This window comes from Psychrobacter sp. T6-5 (assembly GCF_052258485.2).
Taxonomy (GTDB): domain Bacteria; phylum Pseudomonadota; class Gammaproteobacteria; order Pseudomonadales; family Moraxellaceae; genus Psychrobacter.
Genome location: NZ_JBQQEY020000001.1, coordinates 1,035,670 through 1,053,413 on the forward strand (window position 1 = coordinate 1,035,670; position 17,744 = coordinate 1,053,413).

Annotated in this window: 16 protein-coding genes and 2 tRNA genes; 15 read left to right on the forward strand and 3 right to left on the reverse strand. The window is 45.0% G+C overall.

What is annotated here, in order from left to right:
* Positions 1 to 111: 111 nt before the first annotated feature.
* Positions 112 to 1,260 carry a type I glyceraldehyde-3-phosphate dehydrogenase gene (locus tag ACTXGK_RS19100; protein WP_443515538.1) on the forward strand — a complete coding sequence of 383 codons (1,149 nt, stop codon included), beginning with the start codon at positions 112 to 114 and terminating at the stop codon, positions 1,258 to 1,260.
* A gap of 92 nt (positions 1,261 to 1,352) precedes the next feature.
* Positions 1,353 to 1,443: transfer RNA gene (locus ACTXGK_RS19105), tRNA-Ser, on the forward strand.
* A gap of 112 nt (positions 1,444 to 1,555) precedes the next feature.
* Here the strand turns inward: ACTXGK_RS19105 and ACTXGK_RS19110 are convergent.
* The 3 genes from ACTXGK_RS19110 to ACTXGK_RS19120 all read right to left on the reverse strand — a co-directional run bounded on the left by ACTXGK_RS19110 (position 1,556) and on the right by ACTXGK_RS19120 (position 3,221).
* Complete coding sequence (locus tag ACTXGK_RS19110; RefSeq protein WP_443515536.1) at positions 1,556 to 2,287, reverse strand: hypothetical protein; 732 nt, start codon at positions 2,285 to 2,287, stop codon at positions 1,556 to 1,558.
* 335 nt (positions 2,288 to 2,622) lie between these two features.
* Positions 2,623 to 2,955: a CopG family transcriptional regulator gene (locus tag ACTXGK_RS19115; RefSeq protein ID WP_201599496.1), complete on the reverse strand. Its 333-nt coding sequence runs from the start codon at positions 2,953 to 2,955 to the stop codon at positions 2,623 to 2,625.
* A gap of 190 nt (positions 2,956 to 3,145) precedes the next feature.
* Positions 3,146 to 3,221: transfer RNA gene (locus ACTXGK_RS19120), tRNA-Asn, on the reverse strand.
* 492 nt (positions 3,222 to 3,713) lie between these two features.
* Here ACTXGK_RS19120 and ACTXGK_RS19125 point away from each other — a divergent pair.
* From ACTXGK_RS19125 to ACTXGK_RS19185, 13 genes are all read left to right on the forward strand, one after another.
* Positions 3,714 to 4,058: a DMT family transporter gene (locus ACTXGK_RS19125; RefSeq protein WP_443515534.1), complete on the forward strand. Its 345-nt coding sequence runs from the start codon at positions 3,714 to 3,716 to the stop codon at positions 4,056 to 4,058.
* Position 4,059: 1 nt separating this feature from the next.
* Positions 4,060 to 4,650 carry a TetR/AcrR family transcriptional regulator gene (locus tag ACTXGK_RS19130; protein ID WP_443515533.1) on the forward strand — a complete coding sequence of 197 codons (591 nt, stop codon included), beginning with the start codon at positions 4,060 to 4,062 and terminating at the stop codon, positions 4,648 to 4,650.
* A gap of 117 nt (positions 4,651 to 4,767) precedes the next feature.
* A complete protein-coding gene (gene betB, locus ACTXGK_RS19135) occupies positions 4,768 to 6,270 on the forward strand; it encodes a betaine-aldehyde dehydrogenase (protein WP_443515531.1) in 1,503 nt (500 codons plus the stop codon).
* A gap of 105 nt (positions 6,271 to 6,375) precedes the next feature.
* Positions 6,376 to 8,076 carry a choline dehydrogenase gene (gene betA / locus ACTXGK_RS19140; RefSeq protein ID WP_443515529.1) on the forward strand — a complete coding sequence of 567 codons (1,701 nt, stop codon included), beginning with the start codon at positions 6,376 to 6,378 and terminating at the stop codon, positions 8,074 to 8,076.
* A gap of 287 nt (positions 8,077 to 8,363) precedes the next feature.
* Positions 8,364 to 10,409: a choline BCCT transporter BetT gene (locus ACTXGK_RS19145; protein WP_443515527.1), complete on the forward strand. Its 2,046-nt coding sequence runs from the start codon at positions 8,364 to 8,366 to the stop codon at positions 10,407 to 10,409.
* Positions 10,410 to 10,636: 227 nt separating this feature from the next.
* On the forward strand, positions 10,637 to 11,125 hold the full coding sequence (locus tag ACTXGK_RS19150) for a M48 metallopeptidase family protein (RefSeq protein ID WP_443515526.1): 489 nt from the start codon (positions 10,637 to 10,639) through the stop codon (positions 11,123 to 11,125).
* A gap of 158 nt (positions 11,126 to 11,283) precedes the next feature.
* A complete protein-coding gene (locus ACTXGK_RS19155) occupies positions 11,284 to 11,706 on the forward strand; it encodes a tetratricopeptide repeat protein (RefSeq protein WP_443515524.1) in 423 nt (140 codons plus the stop codon).
* A gap of 27 nt (positions 11,707 to 11,733) precedes the next feature.
* Complete coding sequence (locus ACTXGK_RS19160; protein ID WP_443515522.1) at positions 11,734 to 12,900, forward strand: flavin monoamine oxidase family protein; 1,167 nt, start codon at positions 11,734 to 11,736, stop codon at positions 12,898 to 12,900.
* Between the two features lie 72 nt (positions 12,901 to 12,972).
* A complete protein-coding gene (locus tag ACTXGK_RS19165; protein WP_443515520.1) occupies positions 12,973 to 13,911 on the forward strand; it encodes a DMT family transporter in 939 nt (312 codons plus the stop codon).
* Positions 13,912 to 14,100: 189 nt separating this feature from the next.
* Complete coding sequence (locus tag ACTXGK_RS19170) at positions 14,101 to 15,861, forward strand: TrkH family potassium uptake protein (protein ID WP_443515518.1); 1,761 nt, start codon at positions 14,101 to 14,103, stop codon at positions 15,859 to 15,861.
* A 78-nt stretch (positions 15,862 to 15,939) separates the two neighbouring features.
* Complete coding sequence (locus ACTXGK_RS19175) at positions 15,940 to 16,641, forward strand: potassium channel family protein (RefSeq protein ID WP_201602073.1); 702 nt, start codon at positions 15,940 to 15,942, stop codon at positions 16,639 to 16,641.
* A gap of 43 nt (positions 16,642 to 16,684) precedes the next feature.
* Positions 16,685 to 17,227, forward strand: coding sequence for a DUF3124 domain-containing protein (locus ACTXGK_RS19180; protein ID WP_201602075.1), 543 nt, complete (start codon positions 16,685 to 16,687; stop codon positions 17,225 to 17,227).
* 62 nt (positions 17,228 to 17,289) lie between these two features.
* Positions 17,290 to 17,703, forward strand: coding sequence for a PaaI family thioesterase (locus ACTXGK_RS19185; RefSeq protein WP_058023760.1), 414 nt, complete (start codon positions 17,290 to 17,292; stop codon positions 17,701 to 17,703).
* Positions 17,704 to 17,744: the final 41 nt, after the last annotated feature.

A 17,744-nucleotide genomic window follows, 5' to 3' on the forward strand; every position in this document is an offset into this window, starting at 1 on the left:
AGATTTTATGACACTGTAGTTGTTTTGAAAAATTAGTATCGAACCAACTATTAGAGCGTTTTCGAAACGAAAGCGATCATTCTTTATATCCCTTTATAGCGATAAACTGTTATGCCTGATTTTTCTAGCGCCACTTATCAACTGACCTCTGACCCGATAGCGGCGACGTATCGTACCACTGGTGAACACTCACAGCCACTGAGAGTCGCTATCAATGGCTTCGGTCGTATAGGGCGCAATGTACTGCGTGCCTTGCTAGAACGCTTTGAGGTGTTAGGACGTGCCATTCATGTGGTCGCCATTAATGATTTGGCACCAGCAGATATTTTGCTGCACTTATTAAAGTTTGATAGCACGCATGGTCGCCTGAGTCGATTGGGCGTCAATGCCAAGATTGTAGAAAGCGGAGCAGATGAGGATAATAGAACTCAGCTCTGTCTGACCAAAAATAATCTGACGTATTGCATCAATATGCTATCAGAACCCAATCCACAAAATTTACCTTGGCAGTCGCTGAATGTCGATGTGGTGCTGGAGTGTACTGGGCATTTTCGCTCGTATGAGCAAGCTATTCTACATATTGAGGCTGGCGCACAGCAAGTAATCATTGGTGCAGCGCCATTCGATGACGTGGACGCTTGTATTGTTATGGGTGTGAATACCGATGCGCTCACGCTTGATCTACCGATTATCTCTAGTGTCTCTTGTACCACGCAGGCATTGGTGCCGCTGATTGATACGCTGGACAAAGCGTTTGGTGTTAAATCTGCCATGATGACAGAGATTCATGCGGTCACTGCTGATCAGACCGTGCTCGATCAGGCACACCGAGACCCAAGACGAGCGCGTGCTTCTGGCTATAACATTATCCCAACGACATCCAGTAGTATCGCTGCGACAGAGCGTGTCCTACCAGCCATGGTGGGTAAAATAAATGGACATTCGATACGCGTGCCCACCATTGATGTGGCGGCGATTGATGTTACGTTTGTATTTGATACGCCAGACGTTAGTGTCGAGGCTATCCGTGAGGTACTCAAATCTGCCAGTCAGGCACATTTGCATGACATCATGGCTTATACCGATGAGCCGTTGGTATCTAGTGATTTTATCCATCAGACTGAGTCGCTAATCATTGATGGTCAGCAGCTGATGCAAGTGGGTGGTCAATATAAGGTTTTTGCATGGTATGATAATGAATGGGGTTATGCCAATAGGTTGCTCGATATGTGCTTACATCTGGCCTCAAGCAAGCGATAATGCACCAATTTACAAGTATTCGAAAATTAATTGGATTTTTTTAGTTTAGGGGCTTGCATTATAAAATGATATCTATATAATGATGCTCCAATGGAGACGTGGCAGAGCGGTTGAATGCACCGGTCTTGAAAACCGACAAGGGTTAATAGCCCTTCGAGAGTTCGAATCTCTCCGTCTCCGCCAAATTCGAAAAAGCCCCAATCAGCAATGATTGGGGCTTTTTTTATGGGGCTGCTATATATAAAGAAAGACTGAATCACATGCTCTACAAAATCTTAAATAGTACGTTGTACGGCTATTTTGCTAATGAGCTGCCAAACTCAACGGTTTGATCATCTACTAATATAAGTTTGCCTTCCTCAATTTCGATTGTCATGCCGTGGGGGGTTTTGATCGCACGCATGACATTGATGTCCTCAATACTACTCTCGATAATGATTTTGCCAGATTGTTCTGGTTCGATAGCTGGATCGAATTGTATCAAGGGCACATTGAAGCTTTTACCTTGAGTAAGATTAGCATCTTTCATGCTCAGCACGCCTTTGAAGCTTTGTATGGCGACATCGCCATGATTAGATAGCATGAACTGCATTTTGACTTGGTTTAAGCTATCGCTGTCACTGGTCTTAATTGGTAATAGGGCGATAGGGTATTTCTGTGCTGTCGCATTTGCCGCCTGACCAGTCACGATAGGGCTCTTTTTGCCCGTTGGATTATTGGGATGCAAACGCTCGTACTCACGCTGTTGTATGAGGGCTTGCTCAATCGTGGTACGCGGCATAGCGCCTGATTCATAAGCCTCGCTGAGTTTCATTCGCAGCATATATCGGCTCAGCACTTGCTGATCGGCCGCAGGCAATTGCTCAAAGGTTTGCCCTAGCTTTTTTTGCCACTGGTCGGAATCAGTCGGTATGGTTGTTTTGCTAGGGTCAGTTTGTGGTGATGAGCAGCCAGGCGCAGTAGCTAGCATCGCCACCGTTATGCTCAAACACAAAGTCTTATTAAAACGATTTTGTAAACTCATCATCGTACACCTCCTTATACATTTTTATTATGGTAAAACCTGACGAACAATCGCGACTATTATTCTTAATATACCTCGTTTAAGGAGAGGTTTTGTTTAATTATGGCTAACTACCGTAGCAAGCTGACGATAGTGTCAAAAAATCAGTGCCGTTAAGTATGAAAAAAATGTATAAAGATAAAAAGTTTTAATAAAGCTTTATTCTGGATAATAGCTCTGGATAACAGCCACAAAAAAAGACCAAGCTTGCGCTAGCAAACTTGGTCTTTTTTGTAAGAGTCGTTATCGGCTAATATCTGGCCGCATAATGACTTCTAGTCTGTCATGTTCAACATTGGTTATTGATCGTTGTCTTGCAACTCAGATAAAGAGTGAGAGATGTTGTTGTTGTGGGTTACTACAATCGCCTCATCAATGATACGCTGACTGACGCCGCGCTTGCGTAGCGTTTCGATAAATACTTCGTCATGAGCGAGCGTGTAATCTTGATGGTCACGATCTAAGCCTTGACGAATATAAAGGCGAATAAGACCTTGAATGCGCTTAAAGCCCAATTCTGACGTTGTCGCTTCCAATAGGCCAATCATTTCTTCAGACAAACGAATGCTGATCGGGCGCATGATTTTTTGCGGATGATCAGAAAACTTATTTTTTACACGTACAGGTATCATAATAAACCATTATTTTTAGTGAGTAGGAGTAAAACACTCAAACAAAAACGAACACAATCAGAACTCATCTTACCATACAACAAAAATGCCTAAAAGAACACAGCCGCTATGCGAATATTATTATAGACAAATGCGAAAACGGCAACAATAAAAAAACCTTCATCAAATAGTGATGAAGGTTTTTAGTATATGGCTCTCCAACCTGGGCTCGAACCAGGGACACACGGATTAACAGTCCGTTGCTCTACCAACTGAGCTATTGGAGAATAAGCTGTCATAACTGCAAGTGTTTCAAGCTTTATAAAGCAGTAATTACTTGGCTTGTTTGCGTTATGTGGGGCACATTTTAGCCAAGTCGTTAGAGGCTGTCAACCTTATTATGCGATTAATTATAAATATTGTCGCAATTAGTAGAGATAAACGCTTATCCCTTGCTAGATAGGGCATTTCAGCACCTTTATTCACTCAATGAAAGCACGAGTTTACTTATTTGTTCAAATCGCTACCTACATTTATAGAAAACATCAGATTTCGAAAAGAGTAATTAAGGCAACGCCGACACGATCACCAACCTAACCCGATCGAACTAACTATAAAAGAGCGATATTTTGCTGTTAGGGCAATCTCTACACCGTTTGACACAATAAAGGGGCAAGACAGCCCTTCACATTGCTAGAATATTGCTATAAAATACCTACCATATGGTTTCTTTACTATAATTTATTAGTAAATGCTTGGATAAAGGCGGTGTGCTAACGATGAGTCCTACGACGATTGCTTACGGTTATCTGACGATCGCTATTGTATGCGAGGTGATTGGCACGACTTTTTTAGTAAAGTCAGAGCAGTTTACTCGTTTGGGGCCGACGCTGATGATGGGTGCGCTTTATGCGCTCTCGTTTTACTTATTGGCACAGACACTCAAGGTCATCCCCTTAGGTATTGCCTATGCATTATGGGGTGGATTGGGCATTGTGCTGACATCGCTCGCAGGCTTAGTGCTATTCAAGCAAACCCTTGATACGGCAGCAGTGGTTGGCATCGCTATGATCGTCGGCGGTGTTGTTGTGATGAATTTATTGTCTAACTCTGTGGTGCATTAATATGAATATAGAAGTGGAAAATGCTCATAAGCGCAAAAAACAGCCAGAAGTGGTTCGCCGTGCCTTACTTGATCAGGCAGCGCGCATAACGCTTGAGCAAGGACTGACGAAGGTAACGTTTCAGGCGGTCGCTGATGCCGTAGGCGTGACAAAGGGCGGCGTGATGCATCATTTTGCGACCAAAAACGCCCTTGTGCTTGAAGTATTTAATGATGCAATGGCGAAATTTGAGGCAGAAGTAGATGCCGCCATGGCTAGTGACCCTGTGAGTTATGGCTCTTTTACCCGTGCGTATATAGATGCCACCATCAGCTTGGGCGAAAAAGCGCAAGCCGAATACGATAATCAAGCAACATTATATGTATTGATGCTAGGCGATAGCGAGTTACGTGAGTTGTGGGCCAAATGGGCCAATGCTCAACTAAAGAAACATGCAGCTACTGACGATACTGAAACACTAAGCATGGCTCGTTTGACGGCTGATGGGATTTGGCTCTCGGACTTTTCAGGCATCCATATAGCGGACAAGCAGTCATTACATGATCGGTTGATAAAAATGACGCACCGTGACTTTGATACAAGTTCGAACTAATAAACATTTAGCCAATGAAAAACTACGAAAACTATATTCACAAAATTAAATAATGACGACATTATGTGGTAAGAGCCTTTATATAGCGGCTTTTGCCCATCGTCCTAAGGAGAATTTATGACAGATATCAACAATTTGACAGACATTATCGATTTAGAAAAAGTGCAAACCGCTTATATTAATGGTCGTTACTTGGCGGTAGATGACACGCTCGCCACTTTTGAAGATATCAATCCCGCGACTGGTGAGGTATTAGCAACCATTCAGCAAACGAGCAACGAGCAGATTGATGACGCGGTAAAAGCGGCACATAAAGGTCAAAAGATCTGGGCGGCGATGACGACCGTTGAACGTGGTCGTATTCTCTCAAAGGCTGTTGAAATATTGCGTGCGCGCAATGATGTGTTGGCACTACTTGAAACAAAAGACACGGGTAAAGCGTACTCTGAAACAAAGTATGTCGATATCGTGACTGGTGCTGATGTCATTGAGTACTATGCAGGGCTTGCGCCAATGATCGAAGGTCGTCAGATTCCACTGCGTGATACGAGCTTTGTCTATACTCGCCGCGAGCCACTTGGCGTGGTCGCTGGTATTGGTGCATGGAACTATCCTATTCAGATCGCAATGTGGAAAGCCGCACCTGCATTGGCTGCTGGTAATGCGATGATTTTTAAGCCATCAGAAGTTACCCCTTTGACCGCCTTAAAACTGGCAGAAATCCTGACAGAAGCGGGACTACCAGATGGTGTATTCAATGTCGTGCAAGGCAACTACGAAGTAGGCCAAGCACTGACCAATCATCCAGATATCGCCAAGGTATCATTCACAGGTGGCGTACCAACGGGTAAAAAAGTCATGTCGAGCGCGGCAAGCTCGTCTTTAAAAGATGTGACATTAGAGCTTGGTGGTAAATCACCGCTGATCATATTTGATGATGCCGATATCGATACCGCGGCTGATATCGCTATGATGGCCAACTTTTATAGCACTGGTCAGGTATGTACCAACGGCACGAGAGTATTCGTCCCTAAAGTGATGCAAGAAAAGTTTGAGCAAGCCATTTTGACGCGTGTTGAGCGCATTAAGTTAGGCGATCCAATGGATGAGAACATCAACATGGGTCCATTGGTCAGCTTCCCCCATATGGAGCGTGTGCTTGGCTATATCGAGCAAGGTAAAGAGGGCGGCGCACGTCTACTAACAGGTGGCGCACGTGTCACAACAGAGGCACTGGCAAATGGTGCCTTTGTTGAACCGACCGTATTTACAGATTGCAGCGACGATATGACCATCGTCCGTGAGGAAATCTTTGGTCCAGTCATGTCAATATTGACGTACGAGACCGAAGAGGAAGTCATCCGCCGTGCCAATGATACCGATTATGGTTTGGCAGCTGGGGTTGTGACTGCAGATCTAAATCGCGCGCATCGCGTCATTGCTCAGATCGAAGCGGGTATCTGCTGGCTGAACACGTGGGGTGAGTCAGCGGCACAGATGCCAGTCGGTGGCTATAAGCACTCTGGTATCGGCCGCGAAAACGGGGTTGAGGCACTTGAGCATTATACTCAAACCAAATCTATCCAGGTAGAGTTAGGTGCGTTTGAATCGGTCTTTTAATGATTGGTATTGAGAAAAACGAGGGCAGTTTGGGCCTGATGACGCTGTGCATTTGACCTCACTGCTACCAACCGATTTATATTTTTCAATATTATGGAGCATGTTATGACATCAACCACCCCTGAGTACGATTATATTATTGTTGGTGCAGGGTCAGCAGGTAATGTGCTGGCCACGCGTTTGACCGAAGATGCCAATATCAAAGTATTGCTACTAGAAGCCGGTCGTCCAGATTATCGATTGGACTTTCGTACCCAAATGCCAGCGGCGCTTGCGATGCCGCTACAAGGCACGACCTATAATTGGGGCTATAAAACAGACCCTGAGCCATATATGAACAACCGTGTCATGGACTGTGGTCGCGGTAAAGGGCTTGGCGGCTCATCACTTATCAACGGTATGTGCTATATCCGCGGTAATGCGCTGGATTATGATGATTGGGCAAAGATAAAAGGTCTAGAAGATTGGACGTATTTGGATTGCCTACCGTATTTTAAAAAGTCAGAAAATCGTGATGTCGGCGAAAATGACTACCACGGTGCGGGCGGCCCTGTTGAGATGACTACCTCAAAGCCAGGCGTCAATCCTCTGTTCCAAGCCATGATCGAAGCTGGTGTACAAGCAGGATATCCGCGTACCGAAGACTTAAACGGCTATCAGCAAGAAGGTTTTGGCCCTATGGATCGCTTTGTGACCCCAAATGGTCGCCGCGCATCTACGGCTCGAGGCTATCTGGATCGCGCCAAGCCGCGTGACAATATCACGATCTTGACCGGGGCGCTGACCGATGTGATCTTATTTGATGGTAAGCGTGCCGTCGGTGTCAAAGTAGAGCACGGAGGCCAAACCAAAAAGTTTTATGCCTCTCGTGAAGTAGTGGTGTCCTCTGGTGCGATTGCCTCACCGCAGCTATTGCAGCGCTCAGGTATTGGCCCTGGTCAATGGCTTAGAGACGCTGGTGTGACTGAAATACTAGATTTGCCGGGCGTTGGTAATAACTTACAGGATCATTTAGAGCTGTATATGCAGTACGAATGTAAGCTGCCAGTGTCGATTGCGCCTGCCAACAAATGGTGGAATAAACCTGCCATTGGTGCGGAGTGGTTATTCAATGGTACAGGCCTTGGGGCTTCCAACCAGTTTGAAGGCGGCGGCTTTATCCGTACGGATGAGAAATTCACGCACCCAAATATTCAGTATCATTTCTTGCCACTTGCCGTGCGTTACGATGGTCGTAGCGCCAGTGATTCGCACAGTTTTCAAGCCCATGTTGGCTCATTGCGTTCACCAAGTCGTGGTCGCGTCAAGCTGACCTCAAAAGACCCAAGTGCGCATCCAAGTATTTTATTTAACTATATGTCGCATGATCAGGATTGGCAGGAGTTCCGTGCGGCGATGCGTATCACGCGTGAGATCATGCATCAACCTGCGTTGGACCCTTATCGCGGTGCTGCCATCTCACCAACCGAAGACTTGGTCACCGATCAGCAGTTAGATGACTATGTGCGCGAGCATGGCGAGACGGCTTACCATCCGTCGTGTACGTGTGCGATGGGTGAAGATAACGATTCGGTCGTCAATGGCGAAGGGCTAGTACATGGTATCGATGGTTTGCGAGTCGTCGATGCGTCTATTATGCCAAATATTATTAGCGGCAATCTCAATGCCACTACCATTATGCTGGCCGAAAAAATCGTTGATAAAATGAAAGGCGTACAACTGCCTCGTTCTACGGCAGATTATTATGTCGCTAATGGAGCACCGCTACGCTCTGAGCCAATGCGCGATTACCTCTCAACGATGTAAGCTAAGCGGCTGGGTAGGCAGGGCGAGATGCGCTGCTGAATAAATAACGATATAAGATAACTTCAAAGTAATGGCCTTTCACGTAAAGGCCTTTTTTATCAGCGCTGATGTAGTGGAGCGATGCAAATCGTTACGATGGGCGCTGTTTATCATTTTATTCGCTTTTATTCATTGGTACTGCTTTGTGCGTCATGCGGTTATGTATACGTTATGTGGTTAAAAGTCATAATGCTATGCCGGACAAAGCAATATCGGACACTGTTTAATTTACCTATTTGAGGTCTTTTATGTACAGTTCGCCATCACAAGATGTGACGAAACCTTTGAGCCTAAATAAAACTGTGTTTTTAGGTTCGGCTATTATTTCTATTTTATTGATAATCTGGACCATTGTTTTTCCAGATTATAGTGAGACCTTACTCAGCTCAAGCATGTCTTGGGTATCAGATAAGTTTGGCTGGTACTATATGTTGGTGGTTGCCGCTTATAGTATCTTTGCTTTGTTTGTCGGCTTTTCTAAGTATGGTGATATCAAGCTAGGTCAGGATCACGAAAAAGCACAATTTCCGTTCTTAGCGTGGGCGGCCATGCTGTTTTCAGCGGGTATCGGTATTGACCTGCTGTTTTTTGGGGCGTCAGAGCCGTTGATGCATTATCTAACGCCGCATACGGGACTAGAACCTGCTAGCGCCGAGGCGATGCGTCAAGCACTTGCTCAGACCTTTTTGCATTGGGGTCTACATGGCTGGGGTATCTATGCGTTGATTGGTATGGCATTGGCTTATTTCGCCTATCGCAAAAACATGCCACTCGCGCTACGCTCACCGCTCACACCGATATTTGGTGAACGCTTGATCAAAGGCTGGCTAGGTGATGGGATTGATACCTTTGGTGTCGTGTGTACATTGATGGGTATTGCGACGAGCCTAGGTATTGGGGTCTTACAGGCCAATGCTGGCTTGACTCATGTCTTTGGTATCGAATCTAGCAAGATGGTCCAAGCGCTTATCATTGTCGGTGTGGTCGTAGCCGCTGCTGTCTCTGCGATGACGGGTGTCGAAAAAGGCGTACGTCGTCTGTCTGAATTCAATATGCTGTCGTCAATATTGCTATTGCTTGCCATCCTCGTGATGGGCAATACAGTATATTTATTAAACACCTTTACGCAAAATATTGGTCAATATTTCCAAACCATTATATATAAAACCTTTGATGTTTATGCCTATGACGGTACTGCTGGTGCCGACTGGAAATCAGGTTGGACAATATTTTTCTGGGCATGGTGGGTGGCTTGGGCACCGTTTGTTGGTCTATTTATTGCGCGTATTAGCCGTGGCCGTACGCTACGTGAGTTTGTCTTTGGCGTGATGTTCATTCCATTGGGCTTTATTTTTGCATGGTTCTCTATCTTTGGTAACACTGCGATAGATCTGGTCGCTAATGGGGCAACGGCGCTTGGTGAAACTGCCGTCAATGATGCCGCGATGGGTATGTTTGCGCTATTTGAGTACTTCCCTTATAGCGAAGTCCTATCATTTGCAGGTGTAATCATCGGTCTGGTGTTCTTTGTGACTTCTGCTGACTCAGGCGCGTTGGTACTTGCGAACCTAAGCTCAAGAGGCATGACCAATGATACGGATGCACCGGTTTGGTTGCGTTTGTTTTGGGCAGCGGCAACAGGTCTTATCACACTAGGATTATTGTTTGCGGGCGGTTTTGCCTCATTACAATCGGTCTCTGTGATTGCAGGCTTGCCATTCTCTCTGATTCTGGTGCTCTACATGATGTCCATGTGGAAGTCACTAAAAGAAGAGGGCAATAAGCGCAAAGCCAGCACGATTGGTACTGCCAATGTGCTCGATAGCGGTAAAGGCTGGAAAGCACGCTTGCAGCGTATTGTGAGCTTCCCAGGACACGCGCAAGTCGAAAAGTTCTTGAAAACAGTCGTGATGCCAGCGATGACTGAGGTCGAAAAAGAGTTTAAAGCAGGCGGCCTCAAAACCTCGTTAGATGCGCATAACCTTGCCAGTATTGGTGAAGATATTGATGCCGGTATGGATAAAGACAGTGGTCAGGTAGACGGCCTAAAACTGCGCGTCGGTCATGGCGATGAAGATGATTTTATTTATGAAGTTAACTTGATCAAAGCTGAACGTCCTAACTTTACATTGAATACATCAAACAAGCAGGCAGAGCATTATTATCGTGCTGAGGTGTTCTTAAGTGAAGGCTCGCAAGAGTATGACTTGGTCGGTTACACCAAAGAGCAAGTATTGGTCGATATCTTAAATCAGTACGAGCGTCATTTGCAGTATTTACATTTAGAGCGTTAATGGCTTAGACGATCACTTATCAACTATATGCACGATAGCTGATAGGTGACTGTCTTTATAAGAAACTTTTGTAATAAATGACCCCATAAGTTGGCTACAGCTTATGGGGTTTTTTATGACAAACAAAACAAGCGAAAAACAGCATAAGTGAGAGATAACATATAGCCAATATAAGGTAAAATCCATTAAATAAGTGGATAGGTTTTACACAAGCAAAGGATATCGTTGTGAGCAGATTAAAATACATAGCGCATTACTCAGAGCAGATTCAAACGCAAGCGGCGCAAATGATAAGTGATGGCAGAATGGGTAAGTATTTGGAAAACAAATACCCCACCCAGCATCAAATACAAAGTGATAAGGCGCTTTATCACTATATCAATGAGATAAAAAACCAGTATATGCGTAAGATTGGCCCGCTATCACATGTCAGTTATAGCAGTAAGTTAAAGGTACTAAAGCATGCGCTAGGTATCCATACGATGCAATCCCGTGTCCAAGGCAGTAAGCTTAAATCGCACAACAGCATTACAGTAGCCAGTCTATTCAAAGACGCACCGCCAGAGTTTTTGCGCATGATTGTGGTGCATGAGCTCGCTCATTTTAAAGAGCACGATCATAACAAAGCGTTTTATCAACTGTGCTGTCATATGGAGCCTGAATATCATCAGCTCGAATTAGATATGCGCTTATGGTTGCACTGGCAAGAGCGATGATTGGACAGAAATATACAGTCAAAACATCTCTTTGCCACCGTCTGAAAACGCTCAACGTTATCGCTAACCGTGCTAAGCTTGCCTGTACTAAAAATTTAACTGCCAAATCATAAACTGAGACACAGTTTTTTGTTATCTCACGAAAAATAGAGAAAAAAATGATCAACACCAAAATATACAAAGCCATTTATACCTTAGCCGAAGAACTGCTAGAGGCCGATCGTCGCGGCGATCAAGCAAAATTTGCTGCGCTTTATGCAGAACTAAAAGCCATCTGTACCGACAACGAAAATACCGATAAAGATCATCCAGAGCAGTGGGAGACCCTTGCTGATTTCACAGAGGATTTAGATGAAGCATTGGTGATTTATGATAAAGCGTTGGTCAAAGCCACGGCGATCAATTCAAAAGATCATATGTCATCGATCGCTTTTTCCATGGCGGTTCTACAGCTTGAGACGGGTGAGACTGAAGCCGCCATCCAAAATCTACAAAATGCCAAAGTCACGGCCAATAAAATCGAAGACAAAGAGTTTAAGGTTGAGATAGATGCGCTACTCACAAAACTGCTGGCTGAGTAACCTCAACTAAATAGGAATAAATCTAATATGCAAGACGTCCCTATAGTGATCGTTGGCGGCGGGCTAAGTGGACTATATGCCGCCTTTTTATTAGAGCAAAAAGGCATCGCGTATAGATTATTAGAGGCTCGTGATACATTGGGTGGTCGTATTGCAGTCGCCAAGTCTTCAGGTATGACCCATTCTGAACAGACAGTTTTTGACAAAGAGGCTGCTAATAAAACATCTGACAATGCAGAGTCAAATAATGCGTTTGATTTGGGACCTTCTTGGTTTTGGCCAGACTATCAGCCGCAGTTGAGTGGTCTTATTGAATCATTAAATCTATCGCGCTTTGCGCAGTTCGAAGTAGGCGATATGATGGTGGAGCGCGCTACTGATCAACCGCCCATGCGAATGCAAGGTTATAAAAGTGCGCCGCCTTCTATGCGCCTAGTCGGTGGAATGGCTGCTTTGATTGAGGCGCTATATGCGCGCTTAGATATTCGCTGTATCATGACCAATCAAACGGTACGGCAATTGAGTAAGACGGATGGACATATTGAAGTACAGAGCGAAGATAGCTCTGGGTATATGATGACGCTTCGAGCGCAGCATGTTTTACTTGCGCTACCACCTCGGTTGGTAGAAGGTCGTATAACATTTCAACCAGCGCTACCGCAGAATCTGAGCACCCAGTGGCAAGAGACAGCAACTTGGATGGCACCTCATGCCAAATATGTGGCGGTCTATGAGTCACCATTTTGGCGATATAACGGTCTCTCAGGCGCAGCGCGCAGTGCGATAGGGCCACTTACCGAGATACATGACGCTTCTACGCTAGAAGGTAATGGCGCGTTGTTTGGCTTCTTTGGCGTTCCTGCGCAAGTGCGCCAAAGTGTCTCTGATGATGTGTTAAAAGAACACTGCCGTGCGCAGTTGTTACGGCTATTTGGGGCACAGGCGGATACGCCAATCGCTGAGTATCTCAAAGATTGGGCACAAGATTCATTGACGGCGATGCCAGCTGATGTCAGCGGCGATGGTCAGCACGCAGTAGCGCCACCATCTAAGCCACAAACAGGCGTATGGCAAGACTGTCTAACAGGCTGTGGCAGCGAATGGTCAGCGCAGTTCCCTGGTTATATTGCGGGCGCTATTGATGCAGCAGCAACGGCGGTACAAAGCTTGCCTGCGACTGTGCTATCTCGATAGTGTTGTCTCGATAATAGACACCGCTAAAGGTTATCCAGCTAGATAAGATATCTTCATCTAATAGGATAGTTGATGAATGACTTACTCAAAAAAAACGCTCGCAAGGCTACTTGGCTGGTTCCTTTTGCTTGTCTATTAGCAGGCGGCGCGCTCACTGGCATTTCGACCAATCTAGCAAAATACGCGGGTGACATTGGGCTGACACCATTAGCATTTTTGTTTTGGTCGATCACTGGTGCTGCTATTATTCTCTTGATAGTCTCTTTTCTTAGAAAAGAACCCCTTCCTTTTAGCGCTCATAGTATCGAGTATTATTTTGTCGCTGCCTTTGTTAGCGTGGCTGCTGCTAACTTACTGTTATTTTCTGCTATTCCTCATGTTGGGGCGGGGTTTGTTGCCCTAATTATATCTTTACCCCCACTGCTAACGTATCTTGGCGCACTGCTGCTACGTATGGAGCGTTTTTATCTCATTCGTGCGCTTGGCGTAGTGGCGGCGCTTTTTGGCGCAGGGGTATTGGCTATCCATAAGCTTTCTGCACCAGAGTCTAGTGTCTTTTGGATTTTAGTCGCGCTGTGCGGGCCAGTGCTACTCGCCATTGGTAATATCTATCGGACATTACGCTGGCCTGACAATGCTTCATCTAGTGCGCTCGCACCCGGCATGCTGGTTGCGGCGGCGCTGCTGTTAGGTTTGTTTAGTGCGCTCTCTGATTTTTCTGTCGCGATATCTTTGGATGCTTGGCTGCCGCTAGGATTGATAGCCGTACAAGCATGGGTGTTTGCTGGTCAGTTCTTATTATTATTTCTTTTGCAAAAAACAGGCGGCCCTGTTTTGCTCAGTCTATTAGGTGCAGTGGGAGCAGTCGTTGGTGTGCCTATTGCGATTTTTTTACAAGGGGAGCGTCCGCCTGAAGGCTTGTTTTTGGGAGCGACGTTAATAGCCATTGGTGTGGTACTGGTGACATGGGGCGGTGTAAAGATGACGACGGTAACGATAAAGGATGAGTGAAAGCTAGCTTATCAAGCGACACAATCAGTAAGTATGCTATATCCTTGCAAGTATTTGATATTCTTTTTTAATCCTGATTATGATCTATATTGATTCAATAATTAGTTACGATTATTTCAAATCAGTTTTTGTGAATACGATGAAAAAGGAGTATAAGTATCGTGGTTATCGTTGTCATGGACTCAGGCTATGAATGCAGCCACACGTTATCAATTATTAAATAATTTTACGATTCTCATTAGTGTTATCGGAGTAGTTATTGCCTTGTTAGATAGTGGCTTTACGCTACCGACATGGATACAACAAGTTTTTCATATTTTTTATTTGGTCATTATCTTGTTGAGCTTTGTGGTGACGGTTGGCCGTTATATTTACACAAAAAAACCGCTAACGCTTAATAAAGTCGCCGTGTTTGACGCCTTTACCAGTACGGCGATTGTCATTTTATTGATCGCGCATTTCACTGACTTGGTGCGTTCTGGATTGGACGCCGCTGTTGATGGTTTTGTTGCGATAAAAATCGCCGTGTTTGTCACCTTTATCCGTGAACTATCTGATCATAATTTCAATCTCAATCGCACCTTTCTAAATCCTGCGCAGTTTTTTATCTTAAGTTTCTTAGCGGTTGTGCTGGTTGGTGCTTTGCTCCTGATGATGCCCAATGCGACAACGCAGCCGCTGTCCTTTATTGATGCGCTCTTTACCGCGACTAGTGCCGTTTGTGTGACTGGGCTTATTGTGGTGGATACGGCAACCTATTTTACGACGTTTGGCCAAGTCATTATTATGGGGCTGATACAAATTGGTGGCCTAGGTATTTTGACGTTCGTGACGTACTTTAGTTACTTCTTTAAGGGCGGTGTCAGCTATGAGACGCAAGCGAGTATTAGCGAGATGTCTTACATGCGCGGCATGGGTAATGTGGTGTCGACACTCAAGTCTATCTTATATGTGACATTCGCTGTTGAGGCGGTGGCGGCGGCACTCATTTATATCAGTATTTATGATATGCCTGATATGGACTGGTCTGAGCAATTATTTTTTTCGGTCTTTCATGCGATATCCGCTTTTTGTAATGCTGGGTTTTCTACCTTTAGTGCTGGCATGTATGACGATTCGATACGCTTTAATTATCCATTGCAGCTTATCATTGCGATGACTTTTATTTTTGGCGGTATGGGCTTCACCATTGTGGTCAATGTGCTGCGGTATTTGCGTCATCGCGCTGAGCGACTCATATATCGCAATGACCGGCACTATATTTATCAGCCTTGGTTGCTGAATATCAACAGCCGTATTACCTTGATTACGACTGGGGCGTTATTGTTGACTGGTCTGATCGGGGTGATGGTATTTGAATACAACAATGTGCTCGCTGACCATACCAGCTTTTTTGGTAAGCTTATCACAGGGTTTTTTACGGCTGCCACGCCGCGAACCGCAGGGTTCAATGTCATTGATATGGGTGAGCTGACCTTTCCAACAGTTATGCTAACGATATTTTTGATGTGGATTGGGGCGTCACCCAACTCGACGGGTGGTGGTATCAAGACGAGTACCTTTGCGATTGCGCTATTAAATACATTGAGTCTAGCCCGTGGGCAAACGAAGATAGAAGTCTTCAAACGCCAGATTGCGGAGATTTCAGTCCGCCGCGCGTTCTCTATCATGTGGTTGTCATTATTGGTCATCGGTACAGGTGTGACGCTGATTAGTTATGATCAGCCAGAGCTTGATTTGATCAAAGTGGTGTTTGAATGTTTCTCAGCTTATAGCACGGTGGGCTTAAGTTTAAACCTGACAGCAGACTTATCAGATTTTAGCAAAGTGGTGGTGTCGGTCATTATGTTTGTTGGACGGGTCAGTATGCTGACGATATTTATTGCGCTACTCAAAAACATGCGCCAACGCAATTATCGCTATCCGACTGAGGAAATCACGATTAACTAAATCGTCGTAAACAGACGGTTTTATGCTTAAAAACGAGTAAAGATATATCAAAAGATACTGAAAAAGGTCATTAAGGTTATGAAATACATCATCGTAGGATTGGGGAATTTTGGTGCGTCACTGGGGGCAGCATTGACCCGCCAAGGTCACGAAGTGATTGCCATTGACAACAGCATGCAACGAGTAGAAGCCTATAAGGAGGTCATCTCTCATACGCTCTGTATGGATGCCACGGATGAGTATACCGTGAGCGGATTACCGATTGTCGATACCGATACTGTCATTGTCGCTATTGGGGAAGATCAAGGTGCCAATGTGATGGCAACGGCGTTGTTCAAGACGCTAAAAGCAAAACGTTTGATCAGCCGTAGCATTAATCCGCTGCACAAAAAAGTCCTACAAGCCATTGGTGTCGATGACATTATTTATCCTGAAAAAGAAGCGGCCAATCGCTGGGCCAAACGACTGTCACTAAGCCACTTTGTCGATTCGTTTGAGCTAAGTGATAACTTCAGTATGGTAGAAATTAAGATTCCAAATGTGTTGATCGGTAAGACGGTTGAGGAGTTGCGGTTGGAGCAAAAATTCAATATCCGATTGCTTAGTACCTTGCGCTATGAGTATTATGAAGACAGCTTTGGTCGTACCCAGACCAAACCTAGCGTGCAAGGTCTGGCCACGCCTGATCAAATATTGCAAGACCGTGATGTATTGGTCATTTATGGCGCAAACAAACACATCAACCAATTCTTACGTAGTGTGGGTGTGAAAATCAAATAACGGCTTGCAATCGCAGTGACATGAGAAGAGACAGGGGAAGTTTATGAATAAGCGCAGTATATCCGTTCTATTGGTCACTGTTATGGTGTTGCTGTCAGGCTGTGATCCGTCCGCGCAAGATCCGAACGTTCTTCTGTCCGAGCGCCAACAAGATCCGATTGAAGCGTTAGAGGTGACCTCCGATGTGGATCGCAGTCAGTTCAGTTATAAAGAAACCTTTTATGTACCTATTTATTCTGATATTTATACCGATAGAGACAATCGCAAAGTGCTACTGTCAGCGACGCTGAGTGTGCGCAATACCACGCTAAAAAAGTCACTGTATATTAATAAAATTGATTATTACGATACCGATGGTGCACTGGTAAAATCGTATCTAAGCAAGCCCATTGAGCTACCAGCAATGGCTACGCTCAACTATATTGTCGAAAAAGAAGAAGATAAAGGCGGGTCGGGTGCCAACTTCATCATCGAAGTCGAAGGTGTCGATGAAACCGTCAGGCCGGTCATCGAAGCGGTCATGATTGGTAATTTTAGCAATAAAGGATTTGCCTTTAGTACGGAAGGTACGCCAGTAATACATTAAAGGAATGTATTCAGTGAAATAATAAGTAATAAGGAAAGTTTAATTCAATTCAAGGAAGAATGATGTCTGCAACCAAAGAAGAAATCAGCGCCTTTATGGCGTTAGAGTTTCCACAAACCAAATGTATCGTCGAAGCAGTCAGTGAAAATGGCGCGACCTTATCACACGAGATTGGTATAGATGAGCTACGTCCTGGCGGCACAGTATCGGGACCTGTCATGATGGCCGTCGCTGACGTCGCCATCTATGTTGCGATACTCGGAAAAATAGGTATCGTGCCATTGACAGTGACGACAAGTCTGACTATCAATTTTTTGCGCAAACCGTCAGCGGATGCACGTATTATAGCTGAATGTACCTTACTAAAAGTAGGGCGAGCCTTGATAGTGGGCGAAGTATCTCTGTATTCAGAAGGCTCAGACGATGTCGTGGCTCATGTAGTCGGCACCTATTCTGTACCGCCCAAGCGTATCTAAAATGCTATGTAAGCGTTTGGATACCTCATCAAAAGAGCAGC

What these genes read in the sequence shown, in the direction of transcription:
- ACTXGK_RS19130 (WP_443515533.1), top strand. Translation starts at nt 4,060, where the DNA reads ATGAATATAGAAGTGGAAAATGCTCATAAGCGCAAAAAACAGCCAGAA.
- ACTXGK_RS19185 (WP_058023760.1), top strand. Translation starts at nt 17,290, where the DNA reads ATGTCTGCAACCAAAGAAGAAATCAGCGCCTTTATGGCGTTAGAGTTT.
- ACTXGK_RS19115 (WP_201599496.1), bottom strand. Translation starts at nt 2,955, where the DNA reads ATGATACCTGTACGTGTAAAAAATAAGTTTTCTGATCATCCGCAAAAA.
- ACTXGK_RS19170 (WP_443515518.1), top strand. Translation starts at nt 14,101, where the DNA reads ATGAATGCAGCCACACGTTATCAATTATTAAATAATTTTACGATTCTC.
- betB (WP_443515531.1), top strand. Translation starts at nt 4,768, where the DNA reads ATGACAGATATCAACAATTTGACAGACATTATCGATTTAGAAAAAGTG.
- ACTXGK_RS19110 (WP_443515536.1), bottom strand. Translation starts at nt 2,287, where the DNA reads ATGATGAGTTTACAAAATCGTTTTAATAAGACTTTGTGTTTGAGCATA.
- ACTXGK_RS19165 (WP_443515520.1), top strand. Translation starts at nt 12,973, where the DNA reads ATGAATGACTTACTCAAAAAAAACGCTCGCAAGGCTACTTGGCTGGTT.
- ACTXGK_RS19175 (WP_201602073.1), top strand. Translation starts at nt 15,940, where the DNA reads ATGAAATACATCATCGTAGGATTGGGGAATTTTGGTGCGTCACTGGGG.
- ACTXGK_RS19180 (WP_201602075.1), top strand. Translation starts at nt 16,685, where the DNA reads ATGAATAAGCGCAGTATATCCGTTCTATTGGTCACTGTTATGGTGTTG.
- ACTXGK_RS19100 (WP_443515538.1), top strand. Translation starts at nt 112, where the DNA reads ATGCCTGATTTTTCTAGCGCCACTTATCAACTGACCTCTGACCCGATA.
- ACTXGK_RS19145 (WP_443515527.1), top strand. Translation starts at nt 8,364, where the DNA reads ATGTACAGTTCGCCATCACAAGATGTGACGAAACCTTTGAGCCTAAAT.
- ACTXGK_RS19160 (WP_443515522.1), top strand. Translation starts at nt 11,734, where the DNA reads ATGCAAGACGTCCCTATAGTGATCGTTGGCGGCGGGCTAAGTGGACTA.
- betA (WP_443515529.1), top strand. Translation starts at nt 6,376, where the DNA reads ATGACATCAACCACCCCTGAGTACGATTATATTATTGTTGGTGCAGGG.
- ACTXGK_RS19155 (WP_443515524.1), top strand. Translation starts at nt 11,284, where the DNA reads ATGATCAACACCAAAATATACAAAGCCATTTATACCTTAGCCGAAGAA.
- ACTXGK_RS19125 (WP_443515534.1), top strand. Translation starts at nt 3,714, where the DNA reads ATGAGTCCTACGACGATTGCTTACGGTTATCTGACGATCGCTATTGTA.